The following is an 18,000-nucleotide window of genomic DNA, read 5'->3' as shown; positions in this document are numbered from 1 at the left end:
ATCTTTACGAAAATTATTCGGTCGCTGCAAAAAAAATCGCTGCCGTGCCGCGTACCAGGCCTTCTAGTAGGACATTTCATGCGTATTAAAGTGCATTGCCAGAACCGCATCGGCATCCTGCGCGACATTCTCAACCTGCTGGTGGAGTACGGCATCAACGTCGCTCGCGGCGAGGTCGGCGGCGAGCATGGCAATGCCATCTATCTGCACTGCCCGAACCTGATCAACTTGCAGTTTCAGGCCCTGCGACCAAAATTCGAGTCGATTGCCGGGGTGTTCGGGGTCAAGCGTGTAGGCCTGATGCCCAGCGAGCGCCGGCACATGGAACTCAATGCCTTGCTCGGTGCCCTGGATTTCCCGGTGCTGTCGATCGACATGGGCGGCTCTATCGTTGCCGCCAACCGTGCGGCGGCGCAATTGCTCGGGGTGCGGGTCGACGAGGTGCCGGGCATTCCGCTGTCGCGTTATGCCGAGGATTTCGACCTGCCGGAACTGGTGCGTGCCAACAAGTCGCGTATCAATGGCCTGCGGGTCAAGGTCAAGGGCGATGTGTTTCTCGCCGACATCGCGCCGTTGCAATCCGAGCACGATGACAGCGAGGCGCTGGCCGGCGCGGTATTGACCCTGCACCGCGCTGACCGCATCGGTGAGCGCATTTATAACGTGCGCAAGCAGGAGCTGCGTGGCTTCGACAGTATTTTCCAGAGTTCGCGGGTCATGGCGGCGGTGGTCCGCGAGGCGCGGCGCATGGCGCCGCTGGATGCCCCGCTGCTGATCGAGGGTGAAACCGGCACCGGCAAGGAGTTGCTGGCCCGCGCCTGCCACCTGGCCAGCCCCCGTGGCCAGGCGCCGTTGATGGCGCTCAACTGTGCAGGGCTGCCCGAATCGATGGCTGAGACCGAATTGTTCGGTTATGGCCCAGGGGCCTTTGAAGGGGCGCGGGCCGAAGGCAAGCTCGGATTGCTGGAGCTGACGGCTGGCGGCACCCTGTTCCTGGATGGCGTGGGTGAGATGAGCCCGCGCTTACAGGTAAAACTGCTGCGCTTTCTGCAGGACGGCTGCTTTCGTCGTGTAGGCAGCGATGAAGAGGTGTATCTGGACGTGCGGGTGATCTGTGCGACCCAGGTCGACCTGTCCGAGCTGTGTGCCCGTGGCGAGTTCCGCCAGGACCTCTACCATCGCCTCAACGTTCTTTCCCTGCATATTCCGCCATTGCGCGAATGCCTGGATGGCTTGCCGCCGCTGGTTGAGCACTTTCTCGATCAGGCCAGCCGGCAGATCGGTTGCTCACTGCCCAAGCTTGCCCCAGCAGCAATGGAGCGCCTGAGCCAGTACCACTGGCCGGGCAATGTACGGCAGTTGGAGAACGTGTTGTTCCAGGCGGTGTCGCTGTGTGATGGCGGGGTGGTCAAGAGCGAGCATATTCGCTTGCCGGAGTACGGCGGGCGTCAACCGCTGGGTGACTTCTCCCTTGAGGGCGACCTGGGGCAAATAGTCGGGCGTTTCGAGAAAGCGGTACTGGAACGTTTGCTGAGCGAATTTCCCAGCAGCCGGGCATTGGGTAAACGCTTGGGTGTTTCCCATACCACCATTGCCAACAAGTTGCGTGAACATGGCGTTGGCAAATCGGATTAATTAATCCGCTGTTAATAAAGTAAGGGGAATAACGGCGGGTTGTTAGTTGCACGCATGAGGTTCAATGAGTGCAGCGCGCCTCGTTGATTAACAACCGAGGCGCTGCAGGCGGTCGATCCGTTGGCTCAACCGTTCGAGCAACCGTTACCCATCACTCGGTACTCGAGTATGTGGCGCTTGCCCTGGGAGTCTTCGTAGGTCATGCGCGCCGGGACCACTTCGCAGACATTCGGCACTTCGCTCATGGAAATGACTTTGGCGATGTCCAGGTGCTGCGCGTAACTGTACTGTTCAACCGGGATCTGCTCGGCGCCGCCTTGTGCAACTTCGTCGGCCATGGCCACGCTGCAAAGACTACCCAGTGCCAATACCAGTAAAGCTTTCATCTTCATGTTTACCTGTCTAAGGTCGTAAGGGGGCACGCAGCGCTTGTGGCGCCGCGTGTACAACAGGATCAACTATCACGATTAGTTGCCGATTAACTTCCCTTCGTGGGGGGCTACAAGAAAGTTAATCGTGGTGCCGTTGCTGGCGAGGTGAATTCTAGGAGTGCGGCCTGCGCTTAAACAGCCACGGTTTTGATAAACACTGTTGGCAGAAACTGTAACAATCGTCTGGCAGGCTGCCGGGATATTTTTATTTTCCGCCGTGCAGGCCCGGTCTTGACCCTTCGTCGCTGGCCGCAGGGAGAAAAGACGAGGTCGTTACTACCAACGTCGAATGGCCGGCGCAGTCTGGTACAGTTACAACGAGGTCATACAAAAACAACTATTACACCGAGGTAACAAAGATGAGTGCGGCTCCCCTGTATCCCGTTCGTCCCGAGGTTGCGGCCAACACATTGACCGACGAGGCGACCTACAAGGCCATGTACCAGCAGTCGGTGATCAACCCGGACGGCTTCTGGCGCGAGCAGGCTCAGCGCCTCGACTGGATCAAGCCTTTCACCAAGGTCAAACAGACCTCCTTCGACGATCACCATGTCGATATCAAATGGTTTGCTGATGGCACTCTGAACGTTTCCTACAACTGCCTGGATCGCCATCTGGCCGAGCGTGGCGATCAAACTGCAATCATCTGGGAAGGCGACGACCCTTCCGAGCACCGCAATATCACCTACCGCGAACTGCACGAGCAGGTTTGCAAATTTGCCAACGCCCTGCGCGGTCAGGATGTGCACCGTGGTGACGTGGTCACTATCTATATGCCGATGATCCCCGAGGCCGTGGTTGCCATGCTGGCCTGTGCCCGTATCGGTGCGATCCACTCGGTGGTGTTCGGTGGCTTCTCGCCTGAAGCGCTGGCCGGGCGCATCATCGACTGCAAATCGAAGATCGTCATTACCGCTGACGAAGGTCTGCGTGGTGGCCGTCGTACCGCGCTCAAGGCCAACGTCGACCTGGCCCTGACCAACCCGGAAACCAGCAGCGTGCAGAAGATCATCGTCTGCAAGCGCACCGGTGGCGACATCGCCTGGCACCAGCACCGCGACATCTGGTACGAAGACCTGATGAAGGTTGCCTCCAGCCACTGTGCGCCGAAGGAAATGGGTGCCGAAGAGGCGTTGTTCATCCTCTATACCTCCGGCTCCACCGGCAAGCCCAAGGGCGTGCTGCACACCACTGGCGGCTATATGGTCTATGCCGCGCTGACCCACGAGCGGGTGTTCGACTACCGCCCGGGTGAAGTCTACTGGTGCACCGCCGACGTTGGCTGGGTCACCGGTCACAGCTATATCGTCTATGGCCCGCTGGCCAACGGCGCGACCACTGTGCTGTTCGAGGGCGTGCCGAACTACCCGGACATTACCCGCGTGTCGAAGATCGTCGACAAGCACAAGGTCAACATCCTCTACACCGCACCGACCGCGATCCGCGCGATGATGGCCGAAGGTCAGGCCGCCATGGCCGGTGCCGATGGCTCCAGCCTGCGCCTGCTGGGTTCGGTGGGCGAGCCGATCAACCCGGAAGCCTGGAACTGGTACTACCACACCGTCGGCAAGGAGCGTTGCCCGATCGTCGACACCTGGTGGCAGACCGAGACCGGCGGCGTGCTGATCAGCCCGCTGCCAGGTGCTACCGCGCTCAAGCCGGGCTCTGCGACCCGTCCGTTCTTTGGTGTGGTGCCGGCGCTGGTGGATAACCTCGGCAACCTGATCGAGGGCGCTGCCGAAGGCAACCTGGTGATCCTCGATTCCTGGCCGGGCCAGTCGCGTTCGCTGTACGGCGATCACGACCGCTTCGTCGATACCTACTTCAAGACCTTCCGTGGCATGTACTTCACCGGTGACGGTGCTCGCCGCGACGAAGACGGCTACTACTGGATCACCGGTCGCGTTGACGATGTGCTCAACGTTTCCGGCCACCGCATGGGTACCGCCGAGATCGAAAGCGCCATGGTCGCCCACCCGAAAGTCGCCGAGGCCGCCGTGGTTGGCGTGCCGCACGACATCAAGGGGCAGGGCATCTATGTCTACGTCACCCTCAACGGTGGTGTCGAGACAACCGAGCAACTGCGCCTGGAACTGAAGAACTGGGTGCGCAAGGAAATCGGCCCGATCGCCTCGCCGGATGTCATCCAGTGGGCGCCGGGGCTGCCGAAAACCCGTTCGGGCAAGATCATGCGCCGCATCCTGCGCAAGATTGCCACGGCCGAGTACGACGGCCTGGGTGATATCTCGACCCTGGCCGATCCGAGTGTGGTGCAGCACCTGATCGATACCCACAAGGACATGAACAAGGCTTCGGCCTAAAAGCATCGCGGGGCAAGCCCGCTCCTACACAGCGATCGAGTCCAAACAAAGCCCCGCCGGGTTACTCCGGCGGGGCTTTTTGCATTCTGTTACTTCGACAATCATCGGTAACCCTTCTGTCACCGCTTTCGCACAAAAGCGGGGCAAAGCGAAACGCCCGGGTGCATTTTTGGGGCATTTTGCCGGTGCTTTTTGGCCTGCTGAAACGCTACGCTTGCCGGATTAGAAGGCTTTGCCAATAATAGGCCCGCTTATTGCTTCATTGATTGGTTATTTGTCTTTTGCTTTTGCATATTCCGCGAAAGCTGTCAATATCTCCGGCCCTGCGTTCCTGCGCTTCTGTAACTAGTTGTCGCATTGAAGAAATATCGGCTTCGGAGCTGTCGTTAAAATGCCGATCACTCGCTCGTCGCGTCTGCTTCAATGCCGACCCTGCGCAGCTCGCGTTGTACCCATTCGCATATCGGGCAGTCGTCAACCCTGCCTTGTATTGCCCTTTACCGATGGAGTTCCAGATGAAGAAACTCGCACTGCTTGGCGCCTTGGCGCTGTCCGTGTTTTCCCTGGCAGCGCTGGCTGATGAAAAACCGTTGAAAATCGGGATTGAGGCCGCCTACCCACCGTTCGCATCGAAGGCGCCGGACGGCAGCATCGTCGGCTTCGACTACGACATCGGCAACGCCTTGTGCGAAGAGATGAAGGTCAAGTGCACCTGGGTCGAGCAAGAGTTCGACGGCCTGATCCCGGCACTTAAGGTGCGCAAGATCGACGCCATCCTGTCGTCCATGTCGATCACCGACGATCGCAAGAAGTCCGTGGACTTCACCGGCAAGTACTACCTGACCCCGGCTCGCCTGGTGATGAAGGAAGGCACTGCGGTCAGCAACAGCCTGGCGGAGCTGAAAGGCAAGAAGATCGGCGTGCAGCGCGGCGCGATCCACGACCGCTTCGCCAAGGAAGTCCTGGCTCCGCAAGGCGCGACCATCGTCCCTTACGGCACCCAGAACGAAATCTACCTGGACGTCGCCGCTGGCCGTCTGGATGGCACCGTGGCCGATGCTACGCTGTTGGAAGACGGTTTCCTGAAGACTGACGCTGGCAAGGGCTTCGCGTTCGTTGGCCCGTCGTTCACCGACGCCAAGTACTTCGGTGACGGCATCGGTATCGCCGTGCGCAAAGGTGACAAGGTCAACCTGGATCGCATCAACGCTGCCATCGCGGCCATCCGTGCCAACGGCAAGTACAAGCAGATTCAGGACAAGTACTTCAACTTCGACATTTACGGCCCTGAAGCCAAGTAAATCGTCGACGTTTCACCTGTTCAATGGTGCAAGCAGCAGAGGCTCTGAGGTTTGCACCATTTTTTCATCCCTAAGGTCGAGGACCTCATCATGTTGAAAGGCTACGGGGCAGTCATCCTCGACGGAGCGTGGCTGACGCTACAGCTCGCCTTGTCGTCCATGGCCCTGGCCATCGTGCTCGGTCTGATCGGTGTGGCGCTGCGTTTGTCGCCAGTGCGCTGGCTGGCCTGGCTCGGCGATCTGTATTCCACCGTGATCCGTGGGATTCCCGATCTGGTATTGATCCTGCTGATCTTCTACGGCGGCCAGGATCTGCTCAACCGCGTCGCGCCGTTGCTCGGCTTTGACGACTATATCGACCTCAATCCGCTGATGGCGGGTATCGGCACCCTGGGTTTCATCTTTGGTGCCTATCTGTCGGAAACGTTCCGTGGCGCGTTCATGGCCATTCCCAAAGGGCAGGCCGAAGCCGGCATGGCCTATGGCATGAGCAACCTGCAGATTTTCTTCCGGGTGCTGGTGCCGCAGATGATTCGCCTGGCGATCCCTGGCTTCACCAACAACTGGCTGGTCCTGACCAAGGCTACCGCACTGATTTCGGTGGTCGGCCTGCAGGACATGATGTTCAAGGCCAAGCAGGCGGCCGACGCCACCCGCGAGCCTTTCACCTTCTTCCTGGCGGTAGCGGCGCTGTACCTGGTGATCACCAGTGTTTCGCTGCTGGCCCTGCGTTACCTCGAGAAGCGCTACTCGGTTGGCGTAAAGGCGGCTGATCTATGATTTTCGACTACAACGTCATCTGGGAAGCGCTGCCGCTGTACCTGAACGGCCTGCTGACCACCCTCAAGCTGCTGGCGCTGTCGCTGTTGTTCGGTTTGCTGGCGGCCATCCCGCTGGGGCTGATGCGGGTGTCAAAGCAGCCGCTGGTGAACATGAGCGCCTGGCTCTACACCTATGTGATCCGCGGCACGCCGATGCTGGTGCAGCTGTTTCTGATCTACTACGGCCTGGCCCAGTTCGCAGTGGTGCGGGAAAGCTTCCTCTGGCCGTGGCTGTCCAGTGCGACCTTCTGTGCCTGCCTGGCCTTTGCCATCAACACCAGCGCCTATACCGCCGAAATCATCGCCGGCAGCCTCAAGGCCACGCCGCACGGCGAGATCGAGGCGGCCAAGGCCATGGGCATGTCGCGGGTCAAGATGTACCGCCGCATCCTCCTGCCATCGGCCCTGCGCCGGGCGCTGCCGCAGTACAGCAACGAAGTGATCATGATGCTGCAGACCACCAGCCTGGCGTCGATCGTCACCCTGATCGACATCACCGGTGCGGCGCGCACGGTCAACGCCCAGTACTACCTGCCGTTCGAGGCCTACATCACTGCCGGCGTGTTCTACCTGTGCCTGACCTTCATTCTGGTGCGCCTGTTCAAGCTGGCCGAGCGCCGCTGGCTCGGCTACCTGGCGCCGCGCAAGCACTGAGGCCTGCGCCTATTATTTCGCCCTGAGCGTTAGCTCAAGACTGACTGCTTTGTGAGAATCGACAGCATGTACAAACTCGAAGTCCAAGATCTGCATAAACGCTACGGCAGTCACGAAGTGCTCAAGGGCGTGTCCCTGGCGGCCAAGGCAGGCGACGTGATCAGCATCATCGGCTCCAGCGGTTCGGGCAAAAGTACTTTCCTGCGCTGCATCAACCTGCTTGAGCAGCCGCACGCGGGCAAGATCCTGCTCAACAACGAAGAGCTCAAGCTTGTGGCCAACAAGGACGGCGCGCTCAAGGCCGCCGATCCCAAGCAGTTGCAGCGCATGCGTTCGCGCCTGTCGATGGTGTTCCAGCACTTCAACCTGTGGTCGCACATGACTGCGCTGGAAAACATCATCGAAGCGCCAGTGCACGTGCTGGGCATGTCGAAAAAAGACGCCCTGGAAAAAGCCGAGCATTACCTGGCCAAGGTGGGTGTCGCCCACCGCAAGGACGCCTATCCTGGGCATATGTCCGGTGGTGAGCAGCAGCGCGTGGCGATTGCCCGGGCGCTGGCCATGGAGCCGGAAGTGATGCTGTTCGACGAGCCGACCTCGGCGCTCGACCCGGAGCTGGTCGGCGATGTGCTCAAGGTCATGCAGTCGCTGGCCCAGGAAGGCCGGACCATGGTCGTGGTCACCCACGAAATGGGCTTTGCCCGCGAGGTGTCGAACCAGCTGGTGTTCCTGCACAAGGGCCTGGTGGAAGAGAGCGGCAACCCGCGCGAAGTACTGGTCAACCCGCAATCGGAGCGTCTGCAACAGTTCCTTTCGGGCAGCCTGAAGTAAGATTGCCGTTTTGCACCAAAATGGGTCATGCTGCGTCGTACCCGCAGCATGACCAGGCTCTAACTTCTTGACCTTTTTCAGGTTTCGGACCGCACCCCATGACCACCCAGCGAATCGGTTTTCTCATCTGGCCCAGCACCAAGGCCCTGACCCTGGCGCTGGCTGAAGAGGTGTTGCGGGTTGCCCAGAAGGTCCATCCGGAAGTGGTCTACGAGCTGTCGTTCCTGCAGGCCGAAGCACCTGGCGAAGGTGCCTGGCGCTTGCCGGGCGAGCCGTGGGCCGGCAAGCTCGAAGGTTGCCAGAAGTTGTTTTTGCTGGCTGACGAGCCGCCCCAAGCCGTGGCGTCGAGCCTGGCCAGCGCACTCAAGCAGCTGGTGCGTGCCGGTTGCGTGGTCGGCGGCCTGTCAGCGGGGGTTTACCCGTTGGCGCAGTTGGGCCTGCTCGATGGTTATCGGGCGGCGGTGCACTGGCGCTGGCAGGATGATTTCGCCGAACGCTTCCCCAAGGTCATTGCCACCAGCCACTTGTTCGATTGGGATCGCGACCGTTTGACGGCGTGCGGCGGCATGTCGGTAATCGACCTGCTGCTGGCGGTGCTGGCTCGCGATCATGGTGCCGAGCTTGCCGGCGCGGTATCTGAAGAGCTGGTGGTCGAGCGAATTCGTGAAGGCGGCGAGCGCCAGCGCATTCCGCTGCAAAACCGTCTCGGCTCCAGCCATCCGAAGCTGACCCAGGCCGTGCTGCTGATGGAAGCCAACATCGAAGAGCCGCTGACCACAGACGAGATCGCCCAGCATGTGTGTGTATCGCGCCGCCAACTGGAGCGGATCTTCAAGCAATACCTCAACCGCGTGCCGAGCCAGTACTACCTGGAGCTGCGCCTGAACAAGGCACGGCAGATGCTGATGCAGACCAGCAAGTCGATCATCCAGATCGGGCTGTCCTGTGGCTTCTCCTCGGGGCCGCATTTCTCCAGTGCCTATCGCAACTTCTTTGGTGCAACGCCGCGTGAAGATCGCAACCAGCGACGTAGCAGCAGCCCGTTCGAACTGTCTTCGGTGCCCGCCGAGCGCGGTTGATCGCCGATGCTATCGCCGGCAACGCCGGCTCCCACTGTACTTGTGTATGCACAGCCCTTCGTGGGAGCCGGCCTTGCCGGCGATGGCTGTGCAGCAGCCCGAATACAGTAGTGTCCCCGCATCCCTCACACCGTTTAAACTGCGCCTTTGCGATCCTATTTGTCGCATTGCCGAAAGCCTTGGTAAAACAGGGTTTGGCGCTATAAGAAGTTGTCGCTTGGCGGCAAGGTCAGGCGCCGATCTGTCCTTACAATCCCCCCATCGCTCGCCAGTTCCAGGCAGGCGTTCCTCTTCAGGAGACTCCGATGTCCGTTGAGCAAGCTCCGGTGCAACGCGCCGATTTCGACCAGGTGATGGTCCCCAACTATGCACCGGCGGCTTTCATTCCCGTCCGTGGAGCGGGTTCCCGCGTCTGGGATCAGGCGGGCCGCGAGCTGATCGATTTCGCCGGCGGCATCGCCGTTAACGTCCTTGGCCATGCCCACCCGGCGCTGGTTGGCGCCCTGACCGAGCAGGCCAACAAGCTGTGGCACGTGTCCAACGTGTTCACCAACGAGCCGGCCCTGCGCCTGGCGCACAAGCTGGTCGACGCGACCTTCGCCGACCGCGCGTTCTTCTGCAACTCCGGCGCCGAGGCCAACGAGGCGGCGTTCAAGCTGGCTCGTCGTGTTGCCCACGACCGTTTCGGCCCCGAGAAGCACGAGATCATCGCCACCGTGAACAGCTTCCACGGGCGCACCCTGTTCACCGTCAGCGTCGGCGGCCAGCCGAAGTACTCCGACGGTTTCGGGCCGAAAATCACGGGTATCAGCCACGTGCCGTACAACGATCTGGAAGCGCTGAAAGCGCAGATTTCCGACAAGACCTGCGCCGTGGTCATCGAGCCGATCCAGGGCGAGAGCGGCGTGGTGCCGGCAGACGTTGCCTACCTGCAAGGCGCCCGTGAGCTGTGCGACAAGCACAACGCGCTGCTGATCTTCGACGAAGTGCAGACCGGCGTTGGCCGTACCGGCGAGCTGTTTGCCTACATGCACTACGGCGTGACCCCGGACATCCTCTCCAGCGCCAAAAGCCTGGGCGGTGGTTTCCCGATCGGCGCGATGCTGACCACCGAAGCGCTGGCCAAGCACCTGACCGTCGGCACCCACGGCACCACCTACGGCGGCAACCCGCTGGCCTGTGCCGTGGCCAACGCGGTGCTGGATGTGGTCAACACCCCTGAAGTGCTGGCCGGCGTCAAGGCCAAGCACCAGAAGTTCAAGGCGCGCCTGGAGCAGATCGGTGAGAAGTACGGCCTGTTCACCCAGGTGCGTGGCGTTGGCCTGCTGATCGGTTGCGTGTTGTCCGAGGCCTGGAAAGGCAAGGCCAAGGACGTCTTCAATGCCGCCGAGAAAGAAGGCCTGATGGTGCTGCAAGCCGGCCCTGACGTGGTGCGTTTTGCCCCGAGCCTGGTGATCGACGATGCCGACATCGACGAAGGCCTGGACCGTTTCGAGCGTGCTGCGGCAAAACTGACTCAGGGCTGATTCAAGCCTTTAGTCCTTTCATCGGCCCTGCGGGGCCGGTGAAACCGAATTCCAGAGCAGGTGCCTGCGGGCGCCTGCTGTTTTTCTCTGAGCCGGCGGATGTCGGCCTGTTTTCCCGAAAGGAGTGACACCATGCTGGTGATGCGCCCCGCGCAAATGGCTGATCTGGGCGAAGTACAGCGTCTTGCCGCAGACAGCCCCATTGGTGTCACGTCCTTGCCGGATGATGCCGGTCGCCTGAGCGACAAGATTGCCGCCTCGGAAACCTCCTTCGCTGCCGAAGTCAGCTTCAATGGCGAGGAGAGCTATTTCTTCGTCCTCGAAGACAGCAGCACCGGCCAGCTGGTCGGCTGTTCGGCCATCGTCGCCTCGGCGGGCTATTCCGAGCCGTTCTACAGCTTTCGTAACGAGACCTTCGTGCATGCGTCGCGGGAGCTGAAGATCCACAACAAGATTCACGTCCTGTCGCAGTGCCACGACCTGACCGGCAACAGCCTGCTGACCAGCTTCTACGTGCTGCCGGAACTGGTCGGCAGTGGCTGGGCCGAGCTCAACTCCCGTGGCCGCCTGCTGTTCATGGCCGCCCACCCGGAGCGCTTTGCCGAGTCGGTGGTGACCGAGATCGTCGGCTACAGCGACGAACATGGCGATTCACCGTTCTGGGACGCCATCGGCCGCAACTTCTTCGACCTCAACTATGCCGAGGCCGAGCGCCTGTGCGGCCTCAAGAGCCGGACCTTTCTGGCCGAGCTGATGCCCCATTACCCGATCTACGTGCCGTTGCTGCCGGATGCCGCGCAAGAGGCCATGGGCCAGGTTCACCCGCGGGCGCAGATCACCTTCGACATCCTGATGCGCGAAGGCTTCGAGACCGATCACTACATCGACATTTTCGACGGCGGCCCGACCTTGCATGCGCGGGTCTCCGGTATCCGTTCGATTGCCCAGAGCCGGGTGATGCCGGTCAAGCTGGACGATACCGCCAGCAAGGGTGGGCGCCCGTACCTGGTCTGCAACGGCCAGTTGCAGGATTACCGTGCGGTGCTGCTGGAGCTCGATTGGGCACCTGGCAAGCCGGTCAGCCTGAGTCTTGAAGCCGCCGAAGCCCTGGGCGTCGGCGAAGGCGCCAGCGTGCGTCTGGTCGCGGTTTGATCCCTGCGGTTCGATAACCGAGCACCCAGGTCGAGTTTTGCGGCAGGCCCAAGGCCGCCGCCCGAGGAGATAGCATGATCGTTCGTCCCGTACGCAGCAGCGATTTACCCGCGCTGATCGAGCTGGCGCGCAGCACCGGCACCGGCCTGACCACCTTGCCGGCCAACGAAGAGCGCCTGGCACACCGGGTCGGCTGGGCCGAGAAGACTTTCCGTGGCGAAGCCGAGCGTGGCGATGCCGATTACCTGTTCGTGCTGGAAAACGACGAAGGCGTGGTGGTGGGGATCTCCGCCATCGCCGGTGCGGTCGGCCTGCGTGAGCCCTGGTACAACTACCGGGTCGGCCTGACCGTCAGCGCGTCCCAGGAGCTGAACATCTATCGGGAAATCCCCACCCTGTTCCTGGCCAACGACCTGACCGGCAACTCCGAGCTGTGCTCGCTGTTCTTGCGTGGCGATCACCGCAGTGGTCTCAATGGCCGCCTGCTGGCCAAGGCGCGCCTGCTGTTCATCGCCGAGTTCCCGGAGCTGTTCGGCAACAAGATCATCGCCGAAATGCGCGGCATGTCCGATGAGCAGGGGCGCTCGCCGTTCTGGGAAAGCCTGGGCCGGCACTTCTTCAAGATGGAATTCAGCCAGGCCGACTACCTGACCGGCGTTGGCAACAAGGCCTTCATCGCCGAGCTGATGCCCAAGTTCCCGCTGTACACCTGCTTCCTCTCGGAAGCGGCGCGCAGTGTGATTGGTCGGGTGCACACTGACACAGAGCCTGCGTTGGCAATGCTCAAGAGCGAAGGCTTCAGCTACCAGGGCTATGTCGATATCTTCGACGCGGGCCCCGCAGTGGAGTGCGAAACGTCGAAGATCCGCGCTGTGCACGACAGCCAGGCCCTGGTGCTGGCCGTTGGCACCCCGGGTGACGACGCCACCCCTTTCATCATCCACAACCGCAAGCGCGAAGACTGCCGCATCACCGCCGCACCTGCGCGCCTGGCGGCCGGCACCCTGGTGGTCGATCCACAGACCGCCAAACGCCTGCGCCTGAGCGCCGGTGACCAGGTGCGTGCCGTACCACTGTCCGCTGCCCGGGAGGCCAAATAATGACGACTCACTTTATCGCCGGTAGCTGGCAGGCAGGGCAGGGTGAAGCGCTGCAATCGCTCGATCCGGTCAGCCAACAGGTTGTCTGGCAAGGCCGGGGCGCCAATGCCGAGCAGGTCGACAGTGCGGTCAAGGCCGCGCGCCAGGCCTTTGCCGGCTGGGCGCTGCAGTCGCTGGACGCGCGCATCAGTGTGCTCGAAGCCTTTGCCGCCGCGCTCAAGGCCAATGCCGACGAACTGGCACGCTGCATCGGTGAAGAAACCGGCAAGCCGCTGTGGGAAGCTGCGACCGAAGTGACCAGCATGGTCAACAAGGTGGCGATTTCGGTACAGAGCTACCGCGAGCGCACCGGTGAAAAGAGCGGCCCGCTGGCCGATGCTACCGCCGTGCTGCGGCACAAGCCCCATGGCGTGGTCGCGGTGTTCGGCCCGTACAACTTCCCCGGCCATCTGCCCAACGGTCACATCGTGCCGGCGCTGCTGGCCGGTAACACCGTGGTGTTCAAGCCGAGCGAGCTGACCCCGAAAGTCGCCGAGCTGACGGTCAAGTGCTGGATCGAGGCCGGCCTGCCGGCGGGCGTGCTCAACCTGGTCCAGGGCGCCCGCGAAACCGGCGTGGCCCTGGCCGCCAACCCGGGCATCGACGGCTTGTTCTTCACCGGCTCCAGCCGCACCGGCAACCTGCTGCACCAGCAGTTCGCCGGGCGTCCGGACAAGATCCTGGCCCTGGAGATGGGCGGCAACAACCCGCTGGTGGTCGACCAGGTCAAAGACCTGGACGCCGCGGTGTACACCATTATCCAGTCGGCGTTCATTTCCGCCGGCCAGCGCTGCACCTGTGCACGCCGCCTGCTGGTACCGCAAGGCGCCTGGGGTGATGCGCTGCTCAAGCGCCTGGTCGAGGTGAGCAAGAACATCTCTGTCGGTGCGTTTGATCAGCAGCCGGCGCCGTTCATGGGCTCGGTGATTTCCCTGGGCGCCGCCAAGGCATTGCTCGATGCACAGGCGCAACTGCTGGGCAACGGTGGTATCGCGCTGCTGCAAATGACCCAGCCGCAGGCCACGGCGGCCTTGCTGACCCCGGGCATCATCGATGTCAGCGCGGTAGCGGATCGCCCGGACGAAGAATTCTTCGGCCCGCTGCTGCAGGTGATTCGCTACAGCGATTTCGATGCGGCGATCGCTGAGGCCAACAACACCCAGTACGGCCTGGCAGCCGGCCTGTTGTCCGATTCCCACGCGCGCTACCAGTACTTCTGGCTGCAAAGCCGTGCCGGCATCGTTAACTGGAACAAACAACTGACCGGCGCCGCCAGCAGCGCGCCATTCGGTGGTGTGGGGGCCAGCGGCAACCACCGCGCCAGTGCCTACTACGCGGCCGATTACTGCGCTTACCCGGTAGCCTCGCTGGAGACCGCCAGCCTGACCCTGCCCGCCACACTGACGCCAGGCGTCTCCCTATAACAAAAGGTCCACGGAGCCTTGCCGATGAAATCGTTTGAAGTGAATTTTGATGGTCTGGTCGGACCGACGCACAACTACGGCGGGCTGTCCTACGGCAACGTTGCTTCGCAAAGCAACAGCCAGCAGGCGTCCAACCCGCGGGAAGCGGCGCGTCAGGGCCTGGCGAAGATGAAGGCGTTGATGGAGATGGGCTTTCAGCAGGGCGTTTTGGCCCCGCAGGAGCGTCCGGACGTGGCCGCGTTGCGCCGCCTGGGGTTTGCCGGCACTGACGCGCAAGTGGTCGAGCGGGCAGCCAAAGAGGCCATGCCGCTGCTGGTCGCCAGTTGCTCGGCATCGAGCATGTGGGTGGCCAACGCCGCCACGGTCAGCCCGAGTGCCGACACCGCTGACGGCCGCGTGCATTTCACCGCCGCCAACCTCAACTGCAAATACCACCGCAGTATCGAGCACCCGACAACCAGTCGCGTGCTCGGCGCCATGTTCGCCAACCCGCAGCACTTTGCCCACCACGCGGCGCTGCCGGCCGTGGCGCAGTTCGGTGATGAAGGCGCGGCCAACCACACGCGCTTCTGCCGCAGCTATGGCGAGGCCGGCGTCGAGTTCTTCGTCTATGGCCGCAGCGCCTTCGACACCCGTTATCCGGCGCCGCAGAAGTACCCGGCGCGCCAGACCCTCGAAGCCTCGCAAGCCGTCGTGCGCCTGCACGGGCTGAGTGAGGAGGGTGTGGTCTACGCCCAACAGAACCCGGCGGTGATCGACCAGGGCGTGTTCCATAACGATGTGATCGCGGTGGGTAACGGCGAAGTGCTGTTCTACCACGAGGACGCCTTCCTCGAGACTGAGGCGATGCTTGCTCAACTGCAGGCTAAACTGGCTAAACGGGGCGGTAACTTCAAGGCGATCTGCGTACCGCGCTCGGCTGTCACGGTAGAAGACGCAGTGCGTTCCTACCTGTTCAACAGCCAGTTGCTGTCTCGCGCCGATGGTTCGATGCTGCTGATCGTGCCGGAAGAGTGCCGCAACAACGAGCGGGTCTGGGCCTATCTGAGCGCCCTGACCAGCGCCGGCGGGCCGGTTGGCGAGGTCAAGGTCTTCGACCTCAAGCAGAGCATGCAGAACGGCGGCGGGCCGGCGTGCCTGCGCTTGCGCGTGGCATTGAATGAAACGGAACTGGCGGCGGTCAATCCAGGCGTTATCATGACCGCACCGCTGTACGACACCCTGACCCAGTGGGTCGACAAGCACTACCGCGATCGCCTGAGCGAAACCGACCTGGCCGATCCGCAGCTGTTGCTGGAATGTCGTACGGCACTGGATGAGCTGACCCAGATCCTCAAACTGGGTTCGGTCTATCCGTTCCAACTCCAACCTTGAGAGAGAATTCGACTATGTCCGACGCCCTGCAGCTGATCCTTGAAGATGACGATGGCACCCAGCTGGAAACTTCCTGCACCCGCTTTGCGGTGGTCTGGCAAGGCAAGGAGGTATGGATTCAGCAGGATGGCCGTGGTCAGCTGCTGATCGGCGTCGACGTCGAAGAAGACGACACCGAGTACGCCAACCTGCTGCTGCGCCCGCTGGCCACCAACCTGGTGAGCCTGCAGCTGGAAATGGAACCGGCCGATGCCGGCGACGATGATGATCACGTCCATGGTCCCGATTGCGGCCACCATCACTAAGGAATAGCCCATGCTCGCCCTCGGCAAACTGCTTGAACTGACCCTGGCCGGTCGCGAACCGGCAGAGAAGACCCAGCTGACTGTCGATGGCGTACGCATGCGCTGGCTCGGCGAGGGCGCCCTCGAAGTGCGCCCGCCCGAAGCCCGTGACAATGGCCTGGACCTGCTGCTGTCAGCAGGTATCCATGGCAACGAAACCGCACCGATCGAGTTGCTCGATCGGCTGCTGCACGACATCGCCCGTGGCGATCTCAAGCCCTGTGCCCGTATTCTCTTCCTGTTCGGTAACCCCGAGGCGATCCGCCGCGGTGAGCGTTACATCGAGCAGGACGTCAACCGCCTGTTCAATGGCCGCCACGATCAGACCAGTGGTGCCGAAGCCCTGCGTGCCTGTGAGCTGGAGCGCCTGGCGGCGACTTTCTTCAGCATCCCTGGGCGCAGTCGCCTGCATTACGACCTGCACACCGCCATTCGCGGGTCGAAGATCGAGCAGTTCGCCCTCTATCCGTACAAGGACGGTCGCCAGCATTCGCGCCGCGAGCTGGCGCGCCTGGGTGCGGCCGGCATGGAGGCGGTGCTGCTGCAAAGCAAGGTCTCGATCACCTTCACCGCTTATACCTATGAGCAGCTTGAGGCCGAAGCCTTTACCCTGGAGCTGGGCAAGGCGCGGCCGTTCGGGCAAAACGCCCAGGTCAACCTCGAGCGCCTGGAAACCCGCCTGAAACAGATCATTGAAGGCACTGAGCCTGAAGCGCCTGAAGCACTGGATGGTTTGCAGCTGTTCAGCGTGGCTCGCGAAATCATCAAGCACAGCGAGCACTTTCGTCTGAACCTGCCCGCGGATATCGAGAACTTCTCCGAGCTTGAGCCGGGCTACCTGCTGGCCGAGGACATCGCCGATACGCGCTGGATCGTCGAGGAGCAGGGCGCCCGCATCATTTTCCCCAACCCCAAGGTCAAGAATGGCCTTCGGGCGGGGATTCTGATCGTTCCCGCCAACCCCGAACAGCTGGGCTGATTGGGTGGGGGCGGGCTTGCCCCGCGATTGCGATCTACCTGCTGCATCGCATCGCGGGACAAGCCCGCTCCTACAGCGGCATTCTCAGCCGGCCATTTTCTGTGGCACTTCATTGCGGCGCAGAGCGCGCAATTTCTGCAGGGTATCGGCACAGGTCTTGGCCGCCTCGGCACCCTTGACCAGGAAATGCTCGAAGTAGAAGTTCTGGTGCTCATCGCCGGCATGGAAGTGGTGCGGGGTCAGCACCACCGAGAACACCGGTACTTCGGTTTCCAGTTGCACCTGCATCAGGCCGCTGATCACCGACTGGGCAACGAACTCGTGGCGGTACAGGCCGCCATCGACCACCAGGCCGGCGGCGACGATACCGGCGTAGCGACCGCCACGGGCCAGCAGCTTGGCGTGCAGGGGGATCTCGAAGGCGCCGCCGACTTCGAAGAAGTCGATGTCGCTGGCCTGATAGCCTTGTTTACCCATTTCCTCGACAAAGGCCTTGCGTGCCTGGTCGACAATTTCCTTGTGCCAGCAGGCCTGGATGAAGGCGATGCGCTCGTGGGAAGGGTTCTTGCTATCGATTGCGGTGGGTTGCATTGAAACGGACTCCTGTTTGTATGAGAAACAGGGCGCTGGATCGAAGGGGATTTCGCCGTGCAGGTGCACAACGACAGGCGCGGCTGCACCTATCCCGTTCTCTCTTTATCCGGACTATGACCGTCGGCCCCGGAATCACACCGGGTCTGCTGACCTTGCAGGCTGGCCTGCAAGCGCTCGCGGGCTATGCGCGTTGCGCGCAATTACCGCCGGTGGGGAATTGCACCCCGCCCTGAGAACGTTGCCGTCGATACTCGGCGGCGGGGAATTATTAGCACAGATGTCAGGTAAACGTATAGGCTGCTAACGGTTTTTTCCGGATGAATGACATTTCATCCGGGAAACCTTGCCAATTGCTGTGTGCGGCCCCAGTAATACCGTGTCACCAGATCAAAATC

The 18,000-nt window shown here is 61.8% G+C and carries 16 protein-coding genes and 1 riboswitch; of the genes, 14 read left to right on the top strand and 2 right to left on the bottom strand.

The genetic code is table 11. From position 1 onward, the window contains the following. Nucleotides 1-78 precede the first annotated feature (78 nt). Complete coding sequence (locus NLX68_RS06240; RefSeq protein WP_213570568.1) at nucleotides 79-1,635, top strand: sigma-54-dependent transcriptional regulator; 1,557 nt, start codon at nucleotides 79-81, stop codon at nucleotides 1,633-1,635. A gap of 125 nt (nucleotides 1,636-1,760) precedes the next feature. On the opposite strand, the gene NLX68_RS06235 is transcribed toward NLX68_RS06240, so the two are convergent. Beyond that, the gene (locus NLX68_RS06235; RefSeq protein ID WP_254283335.1) at nucleotides 1,761-2,021 is read right to left on the bottom strand and encodes a DUF2790 domain-containing protein; all 261 of its coding nucleotides are present in this window, start codon (nucleotides 2,019-2,021) and stop codon (nucleotides 1,761-1,763) included. A 404-nt stretch (nucleotides 2,022-2,425) separates the two neighbouring features. Here NLX68_RS06235 and acs point away from each other — a divergent pair, with 404 nt between their 5' ends. The 13 genes from acs to astE all read left to right on the top strand — a co-directional run bounded on the left by acs (nucleotide 2,426) and on the right by astE (nucleotide 17,011). Continuing rightward, nucleotides 2,426-4,387, top strand: a complete 1,962-nt coding sequence (acs, locus tag NLX68_RS06230; protein ID WP_254283334.1) for an acetate--CoA ligase — start codon at nucleotides 2,426-2,428, stop codon at nucleotides 4,385-4,387. A gap of 515 nt (nucleotides 4,388-4,902) precedes the next feature. Next, nucleotides 4,903-5,688, top strand: a complete 786-nt coding sequence (locus tag NLX68_RS06225; protein WP_254283333.1) for an ABC transporter substrate-binding protein — start codon at nucleotides 4,903-4,905, stop codon at nucleotides 5,686-5,688. A 90-nt stretch (nucleotides 5,689-5,778) separates the two neighbouring features. Beyond that, complete coding sequence (locus NLX68_RS06220; protein ID WP_010226646.1) at nucleotides 5,779-6,468, top strand: ABC transporter permease; 690 nt, start codon at nucleotides 5,779-5,781, stop codon at nucleotides 6,466-6,468. After that, the gene (locus NLX68_RS06215) at nucleotides 6,465-7,163 is read left to right on the top strand and encodes an ABC transporter permease (protein WP_100783128.1); all 699 of its coding nucleotides are present in this window, start codon (nucleotides 6,465-6,467) and stop codon (nucleotides 7,161-7,163) included. The genes NLX68_RS06220 and NLX68_RS06215 overlap by 4 nt, the downstream gene beginning before the upstream one ends. A gap of 66 nt (nucleotides 7,164-7,229) precedes the next feature. Next, complete coding sequence (locus tag NLX68_RS06210) at nucleotides 7,230-7,994, top strand: ABC transporter ATP-binding protein (RefSeq protein ID WP_010226650.1); 765 nt, start codon at nucleotides 7,230-7,232, stop codon at nucleotides 7,992-7,994. Between the two features lie 98 nt (nucleotides 7,995-8,092). After that, nucleotides 8,093-9,073 (top strand): transcriptional regulator ArgR, encoded by a 981-nt coding sequence (argR, locus tag NLX68_RS06205; protein ID WP_010226652.1) that lies wholly within the window; start codon nucleotides 8,093-8,095, stop codon nucleotides 9,071-9,073. A gap of 305 nt (nucleotides 9,074-9,378) precedes the next feature. Continuing rightward, nucleotides 9,379-10,599, top strand: a complete 1,221-nt coding sequence (locus NLX68_RS06200; RefSeq protein ID WP_254283332.1) for an aspartate aminotransferase family protein — start codon at nucleotides 9,379-9,381, stop codon at nucleotides 10,597-10,599. 132 nt (nucleotides 10,600-10,731) lie between these two features. Beyond that, nucleotides 10,732-11,751, top strand: a complete 1,020-nt coding sequence (aruF, locus tag NLX68_RS06195; protein ID WP_254283331.1) for an arginine/ornithine succinyltransferase subunit alpha — start codon at nucleotides 10,732-10,734, stop codon at nucleotides 11,749-11,751. Between the two features lie 74 nt (nucleotides 11,752-11,825). After that, complete coding sequence (astA, locus tag NLX68_RS06190; RefSeq protein WP_010226656.1) at nucleotides 11,826-12,851, top strand: arginine N-succinyltransferase; 1,026 nt, start codon at nucleotides 11,826-11,828, stop codon at nucleotides 12,849-12,851. Next, nucleotides 12,848-14,314, top strand: a complete 1,467-nt coding sequence (astD, locus tag NLX68_RS06185; protein ID WP_254283695.1) for a succinylglutamate-semialdehyde dehydrogenase — start codon at nucleotides 12,848-12,850, stop codon at nucleotides 14,312-14,314. The genes astA and astD overlap by 4 nt, the downstream gene beginning before the upstream one ends. A 24-nt stretch (nucleotides 14,315-14,338) precedes the next feature. Beyond that, the gene (gene astB / locus NLX68_RS06180; RefSeq protein ID WP_254283330.1) at nucleotides 14,339-15,688 is read left to right on the top strand and encodes an N-succinylarginine dihydrolase; all 1,350 of its coding nucleotides are present in this window, start codon (nucleotides 14,339-14,341) and stop codon (nucleotides 15,686-15,688) included. Nucleotides 15,689-15,702: 14 nt separating this feature from the next. After that, entirely contained in the window at nucleotides 15,703-15,993 is a 291-nt protein-coding gene (locus NLX68_RS06175) for a topoisomerase II (RefSeq protein ID WP_010226660.1), read from the top strand. Nucleotides 15,994-16,003: 10 nt separating this feature from the next. Beyond that, nucleotides 16,004-17,011: a succinylglutamate desuccinylase gene (gene astE, locus NLX68_RS06170; protein ID WP_010226661.1), complete on the top strand. Its 1,008-nt coding sequence runs from the start codon at nucleotides 16,004-16,006 to the stop codon at nucleotides 17,009-17,011. Nucleotides 17,012-17,095: 84 nt separating this feature from the next. Here astE and NLX68_RS06165 read toward each other — a convergent pair whose 3' ends face one another. Next, entirely contained in the window at nucleotides 17,096-17,602 is a 507-nt protein-coding gene (locus tag NLX68_RS06165) for a 6,7-dimethyl-8-ribityllumazine synthase (RefSeq protein ID WP_010226662.1), read from the bottom strand. 92 nt (nucleotides 17,603-17,694) lie between these two features. Next, a riboswitch (FMN riboswitch) is annotated at nucleotides 17,695-17,846 on the bottom strand. Nucleotides 17,847-18,000 lie beyond the last annotated feature (154 nt).

This window comes from Pseudomonas sp. SBB6 (assembly GCF_024213215.1).
Classification (GTDB): Bacteria; Pseudomonadota; Gammaproteobacteria; order Pseudomonadales; family Pseudomonadaceae; genus Aquipseudomonas; species Aquipseudomonas donghuensis.
This window is presented reverse-complemented; position numbering and strand designations above follow the sequence as displayed.